Here is a 17,732-nt window from a genome sequence, read left to right on the forward strand (position 1 = left end):
CGGTGTACAAAGAAGACAGCGTTCCTAAGCGCATAACCGCCTGTGGAACGCTGTCTTCTTGCCATTGCATTATTGTGCAGCTGGTGCTTCTGTAGCCGCAGGATCAGCGGAAGCTTCCGGCGACAGTGTATTCGTGATCTTCGCTTTTGCACGAATCTCAGTCATCCAAGCTTCCGACAACTCATTCGCTTCAGTAGCGACTAGCTGTTTCTTGATTTCTTCTTTCTTTTCTTCGAACGTTGGAATAACAGCCGCTTTCTCAGCGGTTTTCTTAATGATGTGGAAACCGTGCTCCGATTGAACGACGGCACTGATTTCATTGACCTTCAAGGCGAAAGCAGCCGTTTCGAACTCGGGAACCATTGCACCTTTGCCGAAGAACCCAAGGTCTCCGCCTTTATCCTTCGAGCCTGGGTCGATGGATTTCTCCTTTGCAATAGCCGCGAAATCGCCGCCTTGCTTCAGCTCAGCTAGAATAGCGTCGGCTTCTTCTTTGGTTGCAACCAAGATGTGCGAAGCTTGAATCTCTTCTGGAGTGCCAAGCGTTTCTTTATTGGCATCGTAGAACTGTTGGATTTCCTCGTCAGTAACTTCTGTTTTAGGCTCTAGAATTTTGCGGATCGTCAGGTTGATCTTCGTATCCTTCTTCAAGCTGTCCAGCGTCATTTGGTACTGTGCAAGCGTTGCTTCAAATTCCTCGTCGCTGCCGAAGCTTTTTTTAATCAGAGCGATCTCGGAATCGATGTCCGCGTCGCTAACTTCAATATTATTGGCTTTGGCTTCTTGGCTGATGAGCTCCTGCGTAATGACGTTCTCCAGCGTAGCTTTCCCGCCAGCTGTTACGAGTTCATCATACAGCCTGTCCTGCGTTATGTTGACGCCATTGACCGTTGCGACCGTTTCGTCGCCAGATCCACCGAATGGCGGCTTAATCAATACGATGATGAGCGCAATCGCCAGCACGGCCGATACAATCGCCCATATTTTGCCGCTTCCGCTTCGTGGTGCTTGATCATTGCCTTCTGCACTTAATGAAGTTGCACGAAGTTCTTCGTTCGCAGCTTCTGCATGCTCTTCATTCGATTCTTGCTGCAGCTCTTCTTCGATCGCATGCTGCAGGTCTTCTTCGATCGCTGCTTCATGCTCGGAAAGATTGTCCTGCTTTCCTTCGTTTTCATCAAATGTGTAACGCTCTTCTTTCGCAGTCAATTCTTTTTCTGCGTCTTTTTTTGACTGCGATTCTTTGTTATCCATTCCATAAACTCCCTTCGATTTGCCTATCTTCATTTACTATAACAAAACAAGCCTAAAAAAACCTTAATCTAAAATAAAATATAATATGTCGAATCGCAAATATACAGCCGCTAGTTAACTTCTCTATTTATACAAAGCTGCAAGGGTGTTATGATAAGAGGAGAAATAATCCAACATTATCCTACAAATTTCGAGTTGTCTATCGTTCTCCAACGTCTTTATACACCCCCATTGGCGGCAGGGTTACTAAACATATTAATGAAAGTCATGTAGGAGGAAGCAATTTGCGTAAAAATACGGGGGTATTCACACAATTTGCAGCAGCTATGCTTTTACCGCTTGCGGCTTATTTGGCACTGAGGGGCACGGCGCTCGACAAAAGCTTCAACGCGCCTCATGAGCATTTCTACATCGTCAGCCTAGTGGCGCTGATCTCGCTGGGACTTGCCATAGCGGTCGGTATCGTTGCGATACAGCTCCGCAATATTAAGATTAGTTTTCTTTCGTTATCTTATGTATCCCTAACCGGTATGTTTGTTCTGCATGGCCTGTCTACGCCGGGCTTCATTATGCATCATTCCGGAATTGCAGCAAGCGCGGCTCAGCTAAGCGTCCTGCTTGCTGTAGCATGGCTGTGGCTGTCTTCGCTTTCGGTGGATCTGCCTCTTATAAAGTGGTTCTCAGAGTGGCAGCGGCAGCTTCTTCCTATATGGATTGTTCTGCTTTGCGGCGTTTGTACCTTGCTGTGGTTTTTCCCTGATTTGATTATGAAATTCCACCTTAAGGAAAGACCGATGATGTGGGTGGCTACCCTATTCATCATACTAATGAACGGATGGACGATTTATCGTTATTTGACGATCTATTTATCCTCACGGTTTCCGCTGCAGCTTTCGATCGTTTACAGCGCGGGCTGGATGATCGTCGCTCAGATTATAATTGTAACGGGAAAATCTTGGAATTTGAGCTGGTGGCTGTATCATTTCCTGCTGTTAGCGTCTGTTCTCATTATGGTTGCAGGCATCGTCAGCCAATACGTCAGCTCCAAATCCATTACTTCATCCATTAAGCTCATGTTTCGCTCGAACCCGAGCGATTGGATCAATACTTATATGTCTACAAGCGTTCGGGAATTAGTCATGACAACGGAGGCCCGTGATTCCTACACGGCCGGCCATAACTACCGTGTTGCGCTGTATGCGCTAAAGCTGGGAGAGGAGCTTTCCCTATCCTCCGAGGAGCTTCGGGCAATTGCGCAGGGAGGTCTCGTTCATGATGTCGGCAAGCTGCGCATTCCGGATACGATTCTGAACAAGCCAGGCAAGCTCACGCCGGAGGAGCGCAATATTATCGAGGTGCACCCCGTTTCTGGCTACGACTTGTGCAAGAGGCTCGGATTTATGCCGGAAGAGCTGTCGGTCATTCGATCCCATCACGAGAAATGGGATGGCAGCGGCTATCCGGATCAGCTCGCGGGAGAGCAAATACCGCTTCTCGCGCGAATCACTGCCGTTGCGGATGTCTATGATGCGCTGACCTCCTCGCGATCTTATCGCAAGGCTATGACGCATGAAGCGGCTATGGCGATTATTCTGAAGGAAAGCGGGAAGCACTTCGATCCGTATTGCGTAGAGGCATGGGAGCGGCTCGTTCTGGAGCAATCGACTTTCTTCGAGGAAACGATAAGGAACAGCCCGCATTTGAAGCTGGATAAGAGGCTTGTGAGGTAGCGGAATTTCCAATTCATGCGCGGTAGCAGTACAATAGATAGTGATTGCGCCTGACCGCCTTCACATAGGCAAAGCGCGCAATTAATAATAGCTTGGGGGATATCGAACATGACTTATTTAGCGGCTAATAATCGGTATGAGAGCATGAAGTATAATCGCGTTGGGCGAAGCGGCTTGAAGCTGCCCGCCATATCCTTAGGCCTTTGGCATAATTTCGGCGGCGTAGACCGCATCGAGAATGGACGGGCCATGGTGCGCCGTGCGTTCGACCTCGGCATTACTCATTTTGATCTTGCAAATAACTACGGACCGCCGCCAGGCTCAGCGGAGGAGATGTTCGGCCAAATTCTGAAGCAGGACTTGGCAGCGTACCGTGACGAGCTTATTATTTCTACCAAAGCGGGCTATTATATGTGGGAAGGCCCCTATGGAGAATGGGGATCCCGCAAATATCTGGTCTCCAGCCTGGACCAGAGCTTGAAGCGAATGAACCTGGATTACGTAGATATTTTCTACCATCACCGTCCAGACCCGGATACGCCGCTCGAGGAAACGATGGGGGCGCTTGATCATCTGGTTCGCAGCGGAAAGGCGCTTTATGTCGGCGTTTCGAATTACAGCGCAGAGCAGACGGCTCAAGCTGCTGCTATATTGAAGCAGCTGGGCACGCCGTTTCTTATCCACCAGCCATCCTACTCCATGTTCAACCGATGGATCGAGAATGGGCTGCAGGATGTATTGGATCAAGAAGGCGTAGGCTCTATCGTATTTTCCCCTCTTGCCGGAGGCCTGCTGACCAACCGATATTTGAACGGGGTTCCTGCCGATTCACGTGCGGGCGGACCAAGCGTGTTTCTTAAGGCGGATCATATTACGGATGGGAAGCTGGACAAAATCAAACAGCTTAACGAGCTAGCCGCGGAGCGTGGGCAATCGCTTGCCCAGATGTCCTTAGCGTGGGTGCTGCGGGGCGGGCGAGTAACGTCGGCGTTGATCGGCGCAAGCCGGGTCGAGCAAATTGATGACAATGTGGCGGCACTCAGCCGTCTTGATTTCAGTGACGAAGAGCTTAGCCGCATCGAAACGATCCTTGCGGCTGAATAGCAGCAGCGGTATTTTGAAGCCATATTAACAATCAGCTGGAGCAATCATTCCGCTATAACGCGGCGTGATTGCTCCAGCTTTTTTTTACTCCCATGATCAGTTAAAAGAGGTATAATAGTGTCAAAGTTCGACAACTGCGGGAATACGCAAAGCGGAAGGGGAAACCGGCTTGAAAAAGATGTCGTTGCGGACCAAAGGCTTAATTTTAATCGTGCTTATTTCTTTGTTCCCGCTATTGCTTGCCGGCGTCGGCAACTATTCCGTAGTGAAGAAGGCGATGCTGCAATCGGAGATAGAGAAGACCGGCAGCAGGCAGGATAACCGCGCCAATGATTTGGCAGCATGGATGGCAATCCGCAAGGCAGAAGTTGTCGTCATGAGCCGTACAGAGGTGGTCAGGTTCGGCACGGACGAGGAACGCCTTCATTATTTCGGGAGGGAGCTTGTACGGGGCGGATTTATTTATCATGCGCTCGGCTTTATTGACGAGAATGGCTTGGCTTTGCGAACGGACGGAACTCGCAGAGATATGAGCGGGGAGAGCTTTTTCCAACAGGCAGCCGTAGGGAAAGTGGTCATTACGGACCCTTTCACACCGACATTCTCGAATACGAAGCAGTCTCTCATTCTAGTACCCGTCTATGGAGCTACGAATGAGCTTAAGGGTATCGTATATGCTTCGATTGTCTTTTCAACTCTGCGTCCATTCATAGAGTTCGCGGACGACAATTCTGTCATCCGTTTGTTCAATGACGCTGGAGGGCTTATCTATAGCTCTGAATCTGATCTGCTTACTCCTACCAACTTGTTCGATAAGGAGTCGCCATTGCTTCCTATCGCAGACGATATGCTTTCCTCCTATCAAGGCGTCTCCAATATAACCATAGAAGACGTGCCGTATGCTGTCTTTTATACGAAGGTTAGCGAGACGCCTTGGCGTTTCGCGCTCCAGGAGCCGGAGTCCAAGCTTCAGGAAAATATAAGGCCGATATTCTGGCGTATTTTCAGTATGATTGCGATTGCTGAGGCCATCATTGCCGTCTTTTTCTTTCTTTATTTCGAACGTATCGTTAAACGGCTTGAGCGGATTCTAGGTGTGACAGAGCAGGCTGCCGCGGGCATATTCGAAGCAGAGCATCTGGAGGTTGAGCCTCATGACGAGATTGGCCAGCTCGGCCATTCCGTCAATGGCATGATGGAGCATCTGCAGGAGATGTTTGACCGGCTTGAGGCGATCATTAACCAGAATCAGTATGCATTTATCGTGCTCGATGACAACTATAAGGTAACCTATCTTAACAAAACAGCGGAAGAGATGCTGGGCTACAAGACGGAGGAGCTGGCAGGCGTCGCAACACCGCTGATGTTCATGGATTTGGACGAAATTCGCTTGGAGGCTGAGAAGCTGACGATCAGTCTCGGGCGTGAGGTGCAGCCGGGACTCGAGGTATTCAAGGAGCTGCGCAGCGAGAGCTTCTCGTACGAGCGGGAATGGACCTTTATTCACAAAGACGGGACACGCATTCCGACATTGCATAGCTCGAACGGCCTCCGTGACCGCAATGGCCGCTTCTCAGGCGTCGTCGGCATGGTGCTCGATATTTCGGATCGCAAGCATGTAGAGAAGGCACGCAACCGGCTGCTTAATATCGTAGAGTCGGCGAAGGATTTGATTGCCTCGGTAAGCTCAGACGGCAAGCTCGTTTATATGAACCGCGCAGGCCGGGAGATGCTGGGTTTGGTGAGTACGGGGAACAACGTGCACTCCGTCAAGCAGCATTCTGAGCCGGAAATGTACGCGGAGCTCGTGAAAGGCGCGTCTTTAGCGCGCCAATACGGTTATTGGGAGAGCGGCGCTCAGCTTCTGAAGAGCAATGGCGAACCCATTCATGTATCGATGGTTGTTGTGGCGCATAATGACGAAGATACGGGTGAGATCTTCTTCTCCTGCATCGCAAGGGATATATCGGAGCAGAAAATGGTCCAGGAGGAGCTCATCCGAGCCACGCTCGAAGCGGAAGAAGCGAATCAGGCGAAGAGCCGATTCCTCGCCCTGATGAGCCACGAGATTCGCACGCCGCTTAATGGCATTACCGGCCTGACGCAGCTTATGCGGAAAACGGGACTTTCCGCTTCGCAGAAAGACTATATGGACAAGATGCACACCTCCTCCGAGACACTGCTGCGGCTGATTAACGATATTTTGGATTTCTCCAAAATCGAGGCGGGCAAGGTTGATATCGAGAGGCTGCCATTTCAGCCCGATGAGATGATGAACCGCATCACCGATCAGCTTAGCGTGTTTATGGGGGGCAAGGAGCAATTCGAGTTCATCATTGAGACGCCGGAGGATTTGCCGCAGACCATTATTGGCGATGCTATGCGCCTGGAGCAGGTGCTCCTTAATGTTTGCATGAACGCGATTAAGTTTACGAACCGGGGAAGGGTAAGGCTGCAGCTGGAGCTGGTTCATGAAACGGATAGCACGATAAGCCTGCGCTTCACGATCTCGGATACGGGAATCGGCATGAGCCAGCAGCAAGTGGAGAAGCTGTTCAAGCCGTTCACTCAAGCTGATGGTTCAACCACAAGAAAGTTCGGCGGCACCGGACTTGGGCTAGTCATATCCAAATCCTTGGTAGAGCTCATGGGCGGCAAGCTGGAGGTGAGCAGTGAAGCATTCGTGGGAAGCCAGTTTTATTTCACGCTGCCGTTTACCGTTGCGCATAAGTACGCGGGGCAGCGCTGGCGGGCTCGCGAGGACATGTTGGAGCAGCCGATATGGATTGTTGAGGACGATGATGAGATGCGCGGGCATTGGGGCGATATGATCGAGACCTATGGGTTGACCCCGATTGTGTTCCATTCTTGGAAAATAGCAAGGGATCGCTTGCGCCGGATTGGTGCGGGAGCGCTGCCGAAGCTGATCGTGCTTGATATGGAGATGCCGGATATGTACGGGGCGGAAACCTGGCTGGAATTCCATCGGGATGCTGAGCTTGCGGGCGTCAAGACGATTGCAATGACAACCTCTTACGGCCGTGATGAGATGATGCAGCTCCCGGCGGAGCAGCGGCCTGTCACACTGCTGATTAAGCCGATTATGAGATCAGCGATGCTGCGGGCAATCGAGGGCGTGCTGGAGCAGAAGGTCACTGATGCAGGCAGTGAGGAACGCGAGGCTCCGGCAGCTCCAGCACAGCTGAATAACGTAAATATCCGAATATTGCTTGCTGAGGATAATAAGATTAACCAGCTTGTCGCTATCGAAATCCTCAAGGAGCAGGGCTATGAGGTAGGGTTGGCAGAGAATGGCGAAGAGGTGCTCCAAAAGCTCGTTGAAGAGCATTGGGATCTCATTCTGATGGATATCCATATGCCGGTCATGGATGGTTCGGAGGCGGTTCGTTTAATTAGAGCCCAAGCGGAATATGATGATATTCCGATCATTGCGGTAACGGCAAACGTGCTTCGCAATGATCACGAGCGTTACATAAAGCTGGGTATGAACGATGTTGTAACGAAGCCAATCTCTTCAGAGCGCTTGCATACGGTCATCTCCTATTGGCTTAAGGAAGGCTGCAAGCTGATTGGGACTCCCGCTGCAGTGCAAGAAGCGCAGGGAGAATCCAAGCGTCACCGGGCGCCTGAAGAAGCGAGTGAAAGTCCTCTTCCTGCAATAGCGGGCATGGATATCGAGAGCGCGCTGGCAAGAGTGAACGGCAAGCTGCCAATCCTCCTCCATATGATGGATCAATTCGTTCTCGATTACGATTTCTTTGCCGACCAGCTTCGGATGATGGTCAAGCAGTCGGAGCTGACTATTGTCAAAAGAATGGCCCATACGCTTAAAGGGGCAGCCGGTTATCTATCGGCTTATGAATTGCTAGATGCCGCATGCGAGGTAGAGCGGATTGTAAAGCTTCCTGAATTGGAGGCGGAGGGCCTTCAAGCAGCTATTTATCAGCTGGAAGTAGCGCTAAATCAGCTTTTAAACGGTCTTCGACAGGCAAAAAATGTTTTCGACACAAAATCCTAACAAAATTCTAACAAATTGTTGTCCCTTTATTGTCGGTATTGTATAGTAGAGATACAATAAATATTCGACAGAAATCTTCTATCCTCAAAAAGGGTGACGACAAATGTATAAAGTTCTAGTTATTGAAGATGACGTCATGATGAGTGATATGCTGTCTATGTATTTATCAGAAGAAGGATATTCCGTCATGCAGGCCTACAGAGCAGACGATGGACTGAGAATCGCGTCTGAGTTTGATCCTGATTTGGTACTGCTTGATTTAATCCTTCCCGATTTAGACGGTATGGAGGTTTGCTCACTCATTAGGAAACGTTCTAACGTACCGATTATGATTTTGTCGATGAAGAGTGAAGTGTCGGAGCGGGTCCAGGCCTTGAAGGCTGGCGCCGATGATTACATGTGTAAGCCATTCAGCATGCATGAGATGACGGCAAGGGTAGAAGCCCTTATTCGCCGTTCCAGCTCCATGCAGACAGAAACGACGCAGCAGCAGGTTGCTGCCGCGGTGGAAGTAATCGATGACGGTGATCCGATCCAGCTTGATTTCGAAAGAAGGCTGCTGCTAGTGCGAGGACAGCTGGTTGAAACTACTTTTTCGGAATATGAGTTAATGAAGCTGTTTCTTGCCTATCCAGGCAAAGTATTCAGCAGGGAAGAACTTATAAATACGATTCGCGGCTTTGATTCCTTTGTGACAGACCGTGCCATCGACGTACATATCGTTAATCTTCGGAAGAAGATCGAGCAAAATCCGAAGGAGCCGCGTCTTATTCGAACGGTTTGGGGATTTGGCTACAAGTATACGGCTCAGCATACAAGTATGAGTAAAGGCTAACGTTTCACCTTAAAGAACGACTTCGCGGCGGCGAATTCGTTCTTTTTTTGCGTTTACAGAGACAAATAAGTTGGCGGAGGGAGTCTATTATGTATTCTCCTTCCCTAAATGTAAGGGATATTGGAAATGATATTAAAATATCTAACAATCTTCTAAATCTCTCTCATTAATTTTTCTAATGGTTGTATGGGACAATAGTCTTAATTAAAGGATTGGGACGGTGGTCGAAAAAAATGGATGCGTTAACCGGTTTGCCTTGCCGCAAGGAAGCTTTTGCACAGCTCGAAGTGGCGGTAAATGTCGTACGTGCGGCAGGTAAGCGAATGGTGGTAGCGATGGTCGATGTAGATCGCTTCTATCGGGTGAATGAAACCAAAGGGACGGAATTCGGGAATCTATTGCTTTGCAAGATAAGCGAGCGTTTGTCAACGGCAAGAAGGGTTGCAACGAGTGTGAGCCGGGTAGGGGGAAATCGGTTTCTGGTCGCTATGCCGCTTGAGAATGATGACTGTCACAGCATTCAGGCCGTGGAGGCGCTCAAGAATGCGGTTGAACGGCCGATTGATGTCGAGGGAACGGAGCTGTACTTAACCTCCAGCATCGGGGCAACGTTGTTTCCACAGGATGGACGGACAAGTGAACAACTGATTTGCCGGGCGGAATCAGCTCTTTATCAATCCAAGGAACGAGGCGGCAACCAAGCGAGATTCTATAATACAGAGGATACGATTCAGTTGAATCGTCGTATCGTTATTGAGGCAGGCCTGCGGCCTGCCTTGAGTCTGCGACAATTCCGGCTAAGCTATCAGCCCGTATATCAGATGACGGACGGCAAGCTGAGAGGATTTGAAGCGTTGATCCGCTGGGAGCATCCAGAGCTTGGAGAGATATCTCCTACGGAATTTATCCCGATTGCGGAGCATAACGGGCTAATTGTGCCGATCGGCGAATGGGTACTGCGCGAATCATGCAGAATGCTGGCGAGTATGAGCAAGTACGGCTTATGCAATTTGATTATGTCCATTAACGTATCCGCACAGCAGCTGCAGAGCAGCACATTCTCGCAAACGGTGCTGCATGCGCTGAAGGAGCATGGGATCGCTCCTTCTTCTTTCGAACTTGAAATCAAGGAAGACAATATGATCTACAATTCGAACACGGCAGCAGCAGCGCTGAGCTGGCTGCGGGCAGCTGGTGTTCGCGTCGTCTTGGATGATTTCGGCACGGGCTTCTCTTCGCTTGTCAATCTGAAGCATTTGCCGATTCAATGCATAAAGATTGACAAGTCTTTCATTAAGAAAATGGATCTTCCGAGTGCAGAGGGGATTATCGTTGAAGGCATTATTAAGCTTGCTCACAAACTGGGGCTAGAGGTAATAGCCGAGGGCGTGGAGTATAAGGAGCAATATGAGCTGCTAAGCGAGTGGGGATGCAACTATGTGCAAGGTTTTCTGCTTGGTAAGCCCAAAGAGCCGGATATGCTCGATTTAACGATGATTCGCTGCTCAGCATACACAACTTCGTAACAGCTAAAGGGGAATGAAAGCATGCTTCTATTAAACAAGCTCAAAAACATTCGATCGATCAAGCCGACTATTCGGTTAAAGCTCATGCTTTTATGTTTATCGCTCTTGCTTATTCCAAGTATTCTCGTTAGCGTGTTTAGCTACCAATCTGCAGTTGATGCGCTGAATACCGGCGGGCAGAAGCAGCTTAAGAATAGTGTAAGGAGCACGATCAGCTTAATTGCTTTGCTGGATACACAAGTGAAGACTGGAGCGGTTGACCGTAAGGCGGCAGAGGAATTCGTGAAAATATCCATGCTTGGCGTGAAGGATGAGGCAGGCAAGCGTCCTGTTAATAAAAGCATTGATCTAGGCGAAAACGGATATCCGTTTGCATTCGACAGCGAGATGGTCGTCATTGCCCATCCTTCGTCCGAAGGCGGCAGTTTGGCCGGTATGGCAAACAGCGGAGGGGAGCTTGTCCTTGATAATGAGAAGGGAATCCCGGTTACGGACGCCTTTCTTGCAAAAGCGGAGGCAGGCGGCGGTTTCGTTTATTACGATTGGACGCTTCCCGATACGGAAGATGAAATCGCATCCAAAATTGTATATATCGAGAAGGATCCTTATTGGGGTTGGAATGTAGCTGCGGGTACCTATATGAATGATTTCAACCAAGGCGCTCAGCAAATCATAAAGGTTACGATCATTACGCTGCTCATTATGATCGTGATCGGAATTGCAGCAACGATCCTATTCACTGTACGCATGACGAAACCGATTAAGCAGGTGTCCGCGCTTGCCAAAGAGGTTGCGCAGGGCAATCTTCGCATCGAGCCAATCGTATGCCATTACCGCGATGAGACAGGCGTATTGGCTAACAGCTTTAATGAAATGGTCGTGCAGCTCAGAACGCTCGTCCATGAGGTTGGGCACAGCGTAGATCAGGTAGCTTCATCGTCTGAGGAGCTGATGGCAAGCGGAGAGCAGACCAGCCAAGCGAGCGAGCATATTGCCTATACGATTCAGAAGGTCGCTGATGGGGCTGAGAAGCAGTCAACGAGCGCAGAACAGAGCTATCAGGTTATTCATGACATGTCAGCCAGCGTACAGCAAATCGCGGTGAGCACGGAGCAGGCCTCTCATTCGGCAAGAAGAACCTCTATTCAAGCAACGGAAGGCAGCGACGCGCTGCAGCAGGCAGTTGTACAGATGGAATCGATTCAGCGATCGTTTGATGGATTGGCGGAGGCAGTGCGCGGTCTTGGCGTGCGCTCTACAGAAATCGTGAAGATGGTTCAGGTCATCTCCGACATTTCCTCGCAGACGAATCTACTCGCATTGAATGCTTCAATTGAAGCAGCTAGAGCGGGAGAGCATGGCAAAGGCTTTGCGGTCGTAGCAGGAGAGGTGCGCAAGCTTGCAGAGCAGACGAAGGAATCCAGCGAGCATATTACGAGCATCGTAAAAGCCGTTGGAGCAGAGACAGAACGTGTAGTCATCGCCATGGGTGATGCGGGAAGCGTCGTGTCGAGCGGCATTCTAGCCGTAGAGGGCGCTGGCAGCATGTTCGGAACGATCCGCGACGAGGTCATCCAAGTGGCTCAGCAGATTGACGAGGTCTCCCAGGCGGCAAGCGGCATTGCTGCAGGCACGGAACGGGTCATGCTTACGATCAAAGAGGTTGTGGATGTTGCGATAGAAGGTGCTTCAGGTACGCAGACGGTAGCCGCTGCGGCGCAGCAGCAGACAGCTTCCATGGAGGAAATTGCAGCCTCCTCTGCAATGCTGGCCAATATGGCTGAGCGTTTGCAGAATGAAATTTCGAAGTTTAAAGTGTAAGAGAAATGAAGGACAAATGCCTTGCAGCTTATTGCTGCCGGGCTTTTTTTATGGATAAGATGCCGGAAAATATAAAAGACCTGAAGGAGCACATGTTGTGTGCCGTCAGGTCTTTTTTCTCGGGGGATTTAACATACTTCCAGATAGAGCTTTGTGCCGTCGTTATACTGGAAAATAGCCACATCGCGCACCATTTCTACGGACTTAATTCTTCTCCATTTTTTGCGGAAATCAAAATCCAATTCCAATTCGTACAATTTATGATTAAGCAGTTCTAAGGATGCTGATTGTTCGTTAGGATAATATACAGGGACGGAACGACTTTTGAAGGTAACGATTTTCATCATTTCCTATTACACCTCCGATCGATTTCCCCCATTCTAACGTAAACCTTTTAGCCTCTTATGAAACGGTGGTCAGGATTTTGTTTATTTTACTTACACTTTTCTAACATTTTCGACAAATGTCGCGTTTTTTAGCTGGAATAGCTGCTGCGCTTCTTTTTGTAATAGCCATGTCCGCTATGTGGACGGTTGTGCGGGCGATAATGCCCGTTATTATGGTCACTGCTGCTGTAATGACGACGACGGTGCTGCTTGCGACCCATGAGTGAATACAACAAACGCTTAAGCAAATGTCTTAACATAAAACAGACCTCCTAAATGAAATTGTCGAATGATGTAGAAAAACGCGTTCGTCCGATCTCGTGAAACGAATATGCGGCCAAAGCGTACGATTTCTTATTCATAACCGTACGGATTTATTTCATCAAGGTTTCTTATTCACTGAACATGCCATAGGCGGCAGCTGCCTTGAATGATCATCAAGCGTTAGGGGAGAAGGATCATGCTTTCGTTTATTGCGGGCCAATTCAAGGAGATTATTAAAGACTGGCGGGATTTTCCGCTCCGCACAGGCGTATTGTGGCTGAAAAGGTACCGGATCGAGCGTTTTATCGGAATGGGCAGCTATGGTCAAACCTATGCTTGCACGGATATTGTGCTCGGTAAGCGCGTGCTGTTGAAACGTAATCTCCCAAGTAAAAACCTGTTGAGCAAGGAGCTGCTGGAGAGGGAAAGCAAGATTCTGAAACAATTGAAGCATCCGCAAATTCCGCAATGGATTCGCTATGAGAAGCATGGCAGGCACGAAGCGCTCATCATGGAGCTTATTGAAGGCGCGAATTTGGAGCAGGCGATGGAGCAAGGCCGGACCTATTCGGTTCAAGAGGCGCTGCGTATTCTGCAGGAGCTGCTTCGCCCGCTGCAGTATTTGCATCAATTGGGTTTTGTTCACTGCGACGTTCGCATACCGAATGCCGTTGACAATGGCCAGCGCCTTTATTTGATTGATTACGGCCTCTCGTGCCGCATTGGCGAACAGCTCCCGGAATCGCTGCGTATGAGCTTAAAGGAGCCGCAGCTTCAAAGCCAGATGAAGGAAACCGCTTCAAAATCGGGAAACTGGCTCTACGCGAAGCAGCGGATGCGCCGGCCTGAGACGGCCAGCGACCTTTATGGCCTTGGGCATTTTTTTCTATTCATGATGTATGCCGGCTATGAATATGATGAAGGACAGGCGGAGCGAAGCTGGCAAGAAGAGCTGGAGCTTCCGCTTGCGGTACAGCAGTTTGTAAGCCGACTTCTTCAATGCAGCGGAACAAGCAACGTGACGGCCGAGCAATGCAGTCAGGAGCTTAGAGAGCTGCTGGAAGTACTTGAGCTGGAGAATGATCAGATGCCTCATAGCGCGCGCAGGATATCGATAAAGACCTGGTTGCTCGTTAGATGATAGATGATGGCGAGCACGGCAAGATGAAGCGGGTAGAAGCTGCGCCAAACGAGACGCGGAACCTTTATTTTGTCCGCGCTGCGTATGAACCCGGGCCAATATACGATGAGAAAAGTAGCGAACAAGCTGAAGGCTTGAAGGAACCATCCTTTTATAAAAAAGCTTACCACGTTCAGTGAGAAGTGAAACAAGGCAAACCATTGGATTTGAGCGTAACGGTAAATAAGCACGAGCAATACTATATATGCGCCATAGCTGAACGGGAAAAACTCCAATATGGCAGCAAAGCCAGCCGCAGCGATAACCTGCAGGACTTGTTTGCCTTTCCACTGATCCAGAAGCCGCAGAAGAAGGAGACATACGAACAGGGAGCCAACCGTATTGACCTCTAGCCGATCAAAAGCGAACTGGTAAGGCAGCTGGGACAAAACGGCAATCCATGCGACTCTTCGCAAATAACGTTTGACATCTCGGGTTCGGAAATAGCCCAGCACCATAGTGAAAGCATAAAATGGCAGCGCAAGTCTGCCGACAATTCGCCAAGCAGAGCTTTCAGGAAACCATAATAGGCCGATATGATCAATAAGCATCGTCAGCATGGCCAAAAATTGCAACTAGGACACCTTCATTCTCTCGTATTTTTTCTAGTATAGCATACGAAATACGAGAGAATGGGAGCAGGAAGACCTCCGAGCCGCGACAGTGCGGATAAGGAGGTCTTCGTGGACGGGCTGCATGGTCTAGAACGGAAAATGCCGGCCGCGCGCACGGTCGCTAAAGACCTGCGTTCTTTTGCAAGCGGCGAGCAATCTGAATAAAGTCTTCCTGCGAGATACCGGGAGCAAATTCCTCCGGCAGCTCGCTCAAATCAGGCATCGGCGCCCCTTGCGGTGCACCCTGAATAACCTCTAGCGGCGCGCCGGTAAGGGGATTCTGGCCATTCCAAATAAGTACAATGTCCTTATAGTCGTTTTGGCTGAACGTATACAGCTTGTTGCCAAGGCCCATTGCTTCATATTTGCGGGCAGCCTCGAACCGATTATTGCTAAGATCGGGGATGGGAATAAGATTTTTCACATCAACGCCAGTCGCAATTTCGAGCGCTTTGGCATAAGCCAGCACATGAACGCCGCCGCGGACAAGCAAATAACCGATCATTGCCCGAGCAGTCGGATGATCTGTCATTTCATACACGCGCATTTTATGCGTCCTCGCTCCGCATTCCAAGAAGAAATTATGCAGCAGGTCCAGCACAAGGTTTCCGCTGCTGAACACATTGTCACCGGTCCAAGCACGGCCCATTGAATCGCCTGGCAAGGAGGTTTGCGCGGTTTGAATGAAAAAATAGCTGTTGCGCTTGTTGACGCCTTCTTTAAGCGGTGCTGAGTTGGGATCGCCTGGGCTGGTCGTGCCTGTAAGCACCATATTAATAGCGGTCGATACCAGCTCCACATGCCCGAACTCCTCGGCAGTTATGCTTGATACAAGATCGTAGAACGGCTTAAGCTTTTTTTTCTCGCGAAAATTAAACGATTGGTACATGTAATTGTTCAACGTGGACATTTCGCCAAACTTTCCTCCGAGCAGCTCTTGTACCGCCGCCGCAGCGTTTGCATCCGCGTAAGGGGATGGGGGAAGCTCTACCTGAAGCCTGTTCATTCGTTCAATCACGGGTTGCTCACCTCATTTCAGTGACGATTCGATCTAAACCAATGTATGACCGAATGCGCAACCATATACCGAATTTGTCGCAAGGGACAATCTATTGTCGAATAAACGTGCTGCTGCTCCGCCTAGGTGTTCAGCAGCGTAATCACGAGTAGCTCATACAATACGAGCGGCAGCACCGCATTATATGGATTCATGAAGGCGCGCGGGTTGTGCATGGTACATTGCAAATACAAGATGCAGTGGTCCATATGCATCAGCATGCCTTCGTAAATATGCCCATCGACTGTCTGTACGCGAACATGCTTATGCATATGGCCGCCGCACATGCCCATGACGCGATCCCTTACCTGCATGACCATCTCCGTATGCTGAGGCTCTGCTTGATAGAGAACGGGAGCGTTGTTCTCCATGCTGCCCATATGTCCCTTATGGGGCATGTTCCCCATATACCCCATGCCCGGCATGCTGCCCACTCCGCCGACATTCGGCATGCTGTTCATACCCGGCATGCTGCCCGCTCCGCCGACATTCGGCATGCTGTTCATGCCCGGCATGCTGCCCGCTCCGCCGACATTCGGCATGCTGTTCATGCCCGGCATGCTGCCCGCTCCGCCGACATTCGGCATGCTGTTCATACTCGGCATGCTGCCCGCCCCGCCGACATTCGGCATGCTGTTCATACCCGGCATGCTGCCCGCCCCGCCGACATTCGGCATGCTCCCTACATGGCCCATATTTCCGATATTGCCCATATTCATCATGTTTTCCGCCAAGCCAATGACCTCCATTCGAATGGTATCTCATATAGGTATGCGGAAGAATCACGGGTCATACAACAATTGCGAGAAAGGAATCAAGCGTTTGGCGGGTAGCACTCGTCCATACCAATCTCTCAAATTTGCATAGAATAGAGTAAGTTCGAGAGGGAGGGGGGATAGAAATGTCCGCCAAATTAAAAGTAAAAGTAACAAGCGTCAAAACCAATCGCAAATCCAAAAGAAGTGCCCGTATATCAACCAGCTGCACATGCAAAGATGAGCATAAAAGCTGCGGCTGCAGCCGACGCACTGAACCAGCAGTTGAAGCTATGCAGGTTGCAGGATCAGAGCTAAGCGATTTGTTCAAGCAATTAAAAGACGAGCAAACCGCAGAAAAATTCGTGAGAGCGATCCGCTGCCGCGACGCTAGAGCCATTCAATGCTTGCTCGATTGCCATTGCCGCGTCGTTTGCTTCTTCTGTACGCATGAGAAAGATTGTGTAAGAATTTGCTGCTCATTCGGCAGAAACCATGACGTTTCCGTATCATTCGACATTTGTGTTAAACGCGTTCAAGATCCATGCCGTCGCAACATGTGGTACTAAGATTATTGTTTTTGAAAGGGCTGCCTTCTTTAGGAGGCAGTCTTTTTGCCGTTTGCAGGCATTTGAATCACAGAAGCAGGGACAGAAGCATACGGTAGAGGAGTGAGTGTTAAGAGGTTCGAACGAGCAAGGAGGGAAGCAAGATGCCGTTAATTCCTAATTTTCCGCAAGCGCTGTTAGACGAGCACAAGATATGGCATCACACCTACCATTTGGTGCCTGGGACGTTACCGCCGCCGGGTTATGGCGAGCGATTCCTGCGGTTTCATCGCGATTATATTAATCGGGTGTACAGCTGGTATGACGCGATGGGCTACGATAGAAGATGGATTGCACCATGGAGCCAGGTGCCGGAGGGCATACGTCGTTCCTCTTGCTACGATGCCGGAGCTGAGCAAAGAGTACAATCGAACCCGCGGTCGTTTCAATCGCTGGATCAGCTTGGCAGCTTTATTGAGACCAACCTTCATGGATGCTTCCATGAAATGGGGGCGCGTCTCTACAATCAGCCTGAGCTGAATGATTTCGACCTCGCCCCGCGCCATACAGAGTTTTATAATATTCATGGCTTGATTGATCAGTGGTATACCAACTGGGA

At 49.8% G+C, this 17,732-nt stretch carries 15 protein-coding genes; 8 read left to right on the top strand and 7 right to left on the bottom strand.

Annotated features, from left to right (window positions below; genetic code table 11):
• Positions 1–69: 69 nt before the first annotated feature.
• Positions 70–1,254, bottom strand: a complete 1,185-nt coding sequence (locus FHS16_RS16660) for a peptidylprolyl isomerase (RefSeq protein ID WP_183564703.1) — start codon at positions 1,252–1,254, stop codon at positions 70–72.
• A 284-nt stretch (positions 1,255–1,538) separates the two neighbouring features.
• On the opposite strand from FHS16_RS16660, the gene FHS16_RS16665 reads away from it, so the two are divergent.
• The 6 genes from FHS16_RS16665 (at position 1,539) to FHS16_RS16690 (ending at position 12,309) form a co-directional block, all read left to right on the top strand.
• A complete protein-coding gene (locus FHS16_RS16665; RefSeq protein ID WP_246431787.1) occupies positions 1,539–2,984 on the top strand; it encodes an HD-GYP domain-containing protein in 1,446 nt (481 codons plus the stop codon).
• A gap of 108 nt (positions 2,985–3,092) precedes the next feature.
• Positions 3,093–4,088, top strand: a complete 996-nt coding sequence (gene mgrA / locus FHS16_RS16670) for an L-glyceraldehyde 3-phosphate reductase (RefSeq protein WP_183564706.1) — start codon at positions 3,093–3,095, stop codon at positions 4,086–4,088.
• A gap of 178 nt (positions 4,089–4,266) precedes the next feature.
• Complete coding sequence (locus FHS16_RS16675) at positions 4,267–8,127, top strand: response regulator (protein ID WP_246431801.1); 3,861 nt, start codon at positions 4,267–4,269, stop codon at positions 8,125–8,127.
• Between the two features lie 103 nt (positions 8,128–8,230).
• Positions 8,231–8,962, top strand: coding sequence for a response regulator transcription factor (locus FHS16_RS16680; protein WP_183564712.1), 732 nt, complete (start codon positions 8,231–8,233; stop codon positions 8,960–8,962).
• Between the two features lie 233 nt (positions 8,963–9,195).
• Positions 9,196–10,488: a putative bifunctional diguanylate cyclase/phosphodiesterase gene (locus FHS16_RS16685; protein WP_183564715.1), complete on the top strand. Its 1,293-nt coding sequence runs from the start codon at positions 9,196–9,198 to the stop codon at positions 10,486–10,488.
• A 21-nt stretch (positions 10,489–10,509) separates the two neighbouring features.
• The gene (locus tag FHS16_RS16690) at positions 10,510–12,309 is read left to right on the top strand and encodes a methyl-accepting chemotaxis protein (protein ID WP_183564719.1); all 1,800 of its coding nucleotides are present in this window, start codon (positions 10,510–10,512) and stop codon (positions 12,307–12,309) included.
• A 128-nt stretch (positions 12,310–12,437) separates the two neighbouring features.
• Here FHS16_RS16690 and FHS16_RS16695 read toward each other — a convergent pair whose 3' ends face one another.
• Both FHS16_RS16695 and FHS16_RS16700 read right to left on the bottom strand, forming a co-directional pair.
• Entirely contained in the window at positions 12,438–12,656 is a 219-nt protein-coding gene (locus FHS16_RS16695) for a hypothetical protein (protein WP_076337062.1), read from the bottom strand.
• A 128-nt stretch (positions 12,657–12,784) separates the two neighbouring features.
• Positions 12,785–12,955 carry a hypothetical protein gene (locus FHS16_RS16700; protein ID WP_183564722.1) on the bottom strand — a complete coding sequence of 57 codons (171 nt, stop codon included), beginning with the start codon at positions 12,953–12,955 and terminating at the stop codon, positions 12,785–12,787.
• A gap of 200 nt (positions 12,956–13,155) precedes the next feature.
• Between FHS16_RS16700 and FHS16_RS16705 the strand changes: the two genes are divergently transcribed.
• Positions 13,156–14,100 (top strand): serine/threonine protein kinase, encoded by a 945-nt coding sequence (locus tag FHS16_RS16705; RefSeq protein WP_183564725.1) that lies wholly within the window; start codon positions 13,156–13,158, stop codon positions 14,098–14,100.
• Here the strand turns inward: FHS16_RS16705 and FHS16_RS16710 are convergent.
• From FHS16_RS16710 to FHS16_RS31790, 3 genes are all read right to left on the bottom strand, one after another.
• Positions 14,052–14,714 (bottom strand): TraX family protein, encoded by a 663-nt coding sequence (locus FHS16_RS16710; RefSeq protein WP_183564728.1) that lies wholly within the window; start codon positions 14,712–14,714, stop codon positions 14,052–14,054. The two genes, FHS16_RS16705 and FHS16_RS16710, sit on opposite strands and share 49 nt — an antisense overlap.
• Before the next feature lie 160 nt (positions 14,715–14,874).
• Positions 14,875–15,771 carry a manganese catalase family protein gene (locus tag FHS16_RS16715; protein WP_183564731.1) on the bottom strand — a complete coding sequence of 299 codons (897 nt, stop codon included), beginning with the start codon at positions 15,769–15,771 and terminating at the stop codon, positions 14,875–14,877.
• A 122-nt stretch (positions 15,772–15,893) separates the two neighbouring features.
• Positions 15,894–16,544 (bottom strand): hypothetical protein, encoded by a 651-nt coding sequence (locus FHS16_RS31790; protein ID WP_246431788.1) that lies wholly within the window; start codon positions 16,542–16,544, stop codon positions 15,894–15,896.
• A 167-nt stretch (positions 16,545–16,711) separates the two neighbouring features.
• Between FHS16_RS31790 and FHS16_RS16725 the strand changes: the two genes are divergently transcribed.
• The gene (locus tag FHS16_RS16725) at positions 16,712–17,134 is read left to right on the top strand and encodes a hypothetical protein (RefSeq protein ID WP_183564735.1); all 423 of its coding nucleotides are present in this window, start codon (positions 16,712–16,714) and stop codon (positions 17,132–17,134) included.
• A gap of 227 nt (positions 17,135–17,361) precedes the next feature.
• Here the strand turns inward: FHS16_RS16725 and FHS16_RS16730 are convergent, their stop codons facing one another.
• On the bottom strand, positions 17,362–17,700 hold the full coding sequence (locus tag FHS16_RS16730; RefSeq protein WP_183564738.1) for a hypothetical protein: 339 nt from the start codon (positions 17,698–17,700) through the stop codon (positions 17,362–17,364).
• Positions 17,701–17,732: the final 32 nt, after the last annotated feature.

The sequence above is a fragment of the Paenibacillus endophyticus genome (assembly GCF_014192395.1).
Taxonomy (GTDB): domain Bacteria; phylum Bacillota; class Bacilli; order Paenibacillales; family Paenibacillaceae; genus Pristimantibacillus; species Pristimantibacillus endophyticus.

What these genes read in the sequence shown, in the direction of transcription:
- FHS16_RS16725 (WP_183564735.1), top strand. Translation starts at nt 16,712, where the DNA reads ATGTCCGCCAAATTAAAAGTAAAAGTAACAAGCGTCAAAACCAATCGC.
- FHS16_RS16695 (WP_076337062.1), bottom strand. Translation starts at nt 12,656, where the DNA reads ATGATGAAAATCGTTACCTTCAAAAGTCGTTCCGTCCCTGTATATTAT.
- FHS16_RS16675 (WP_246431801.1), top strand. Translation starts at nt 4,267, where the DNA reads ATGTCGTTGCGGACCAAAGGCTTAATTTTAATCGTGCTTATTTCTTTG.
- FHS16_RS16705 (WP_183564725.1), top strand. Translation starts at nt 13,156, where the DNA reads ATGCTTTCGTTTATTGCGGGCCAATTCAAGGAGATTATTAAAGACTGG.
- FHS16_RS16660 (WP_183564703.1), bottom strand. Translation starts at nt 1,254, where the DNA reads ATGGATAACAAAGAATCGCAGTCAAAAAAAGACGCAGAAAAAGAATTG.
- mgrA (WP_183564706.1), top strand. Translation starts at nt 3,093, where the DNA reads ATGACTTATTTAGCGGCTAATAATCGGTATGAGAGCATGAAGTATAAT.
- FHS16_RS16690 (WP_183564719.1), top strand. Translation starts at nt 10,510, where the DNA reads ATGCTTCTATTAAACAAGCTCAAAAACATTCGATCGATCAAGCCGACT.
- FHS16_RS16685 (WP_183564715.1), top strand. Translation starts at nt 9,196, where the DNA reads ATGGATGCGTTAACCGGTTTGCCTTGCCGCAAGGAAGCTTTTGCACAG.
- FHS16_RS16700 (WP_183564722.1), bottom strand. Translation starts at nt 12,955, where the DNA reads ATGTTAAGACATTTGCTTAAGCGTTTGTTGTATTCACTCATGGGTCGC.
- FHS16_RS16730 (WP_183564738.1), bottom strand. Translation starts at nt 17,700, where the DNA reads ATGAATATTATAAAACTCTGTATGGCGCGGGGCGAGGTCGAAATCATT.
- FHS16_RS16680 (WP_183564712.1), top strand. Translation starts at nt 8,231, where the DNA reads ATGTATAAAGTTCTAGTTATTGAAGATGACGTCATGATGAGTGATATG.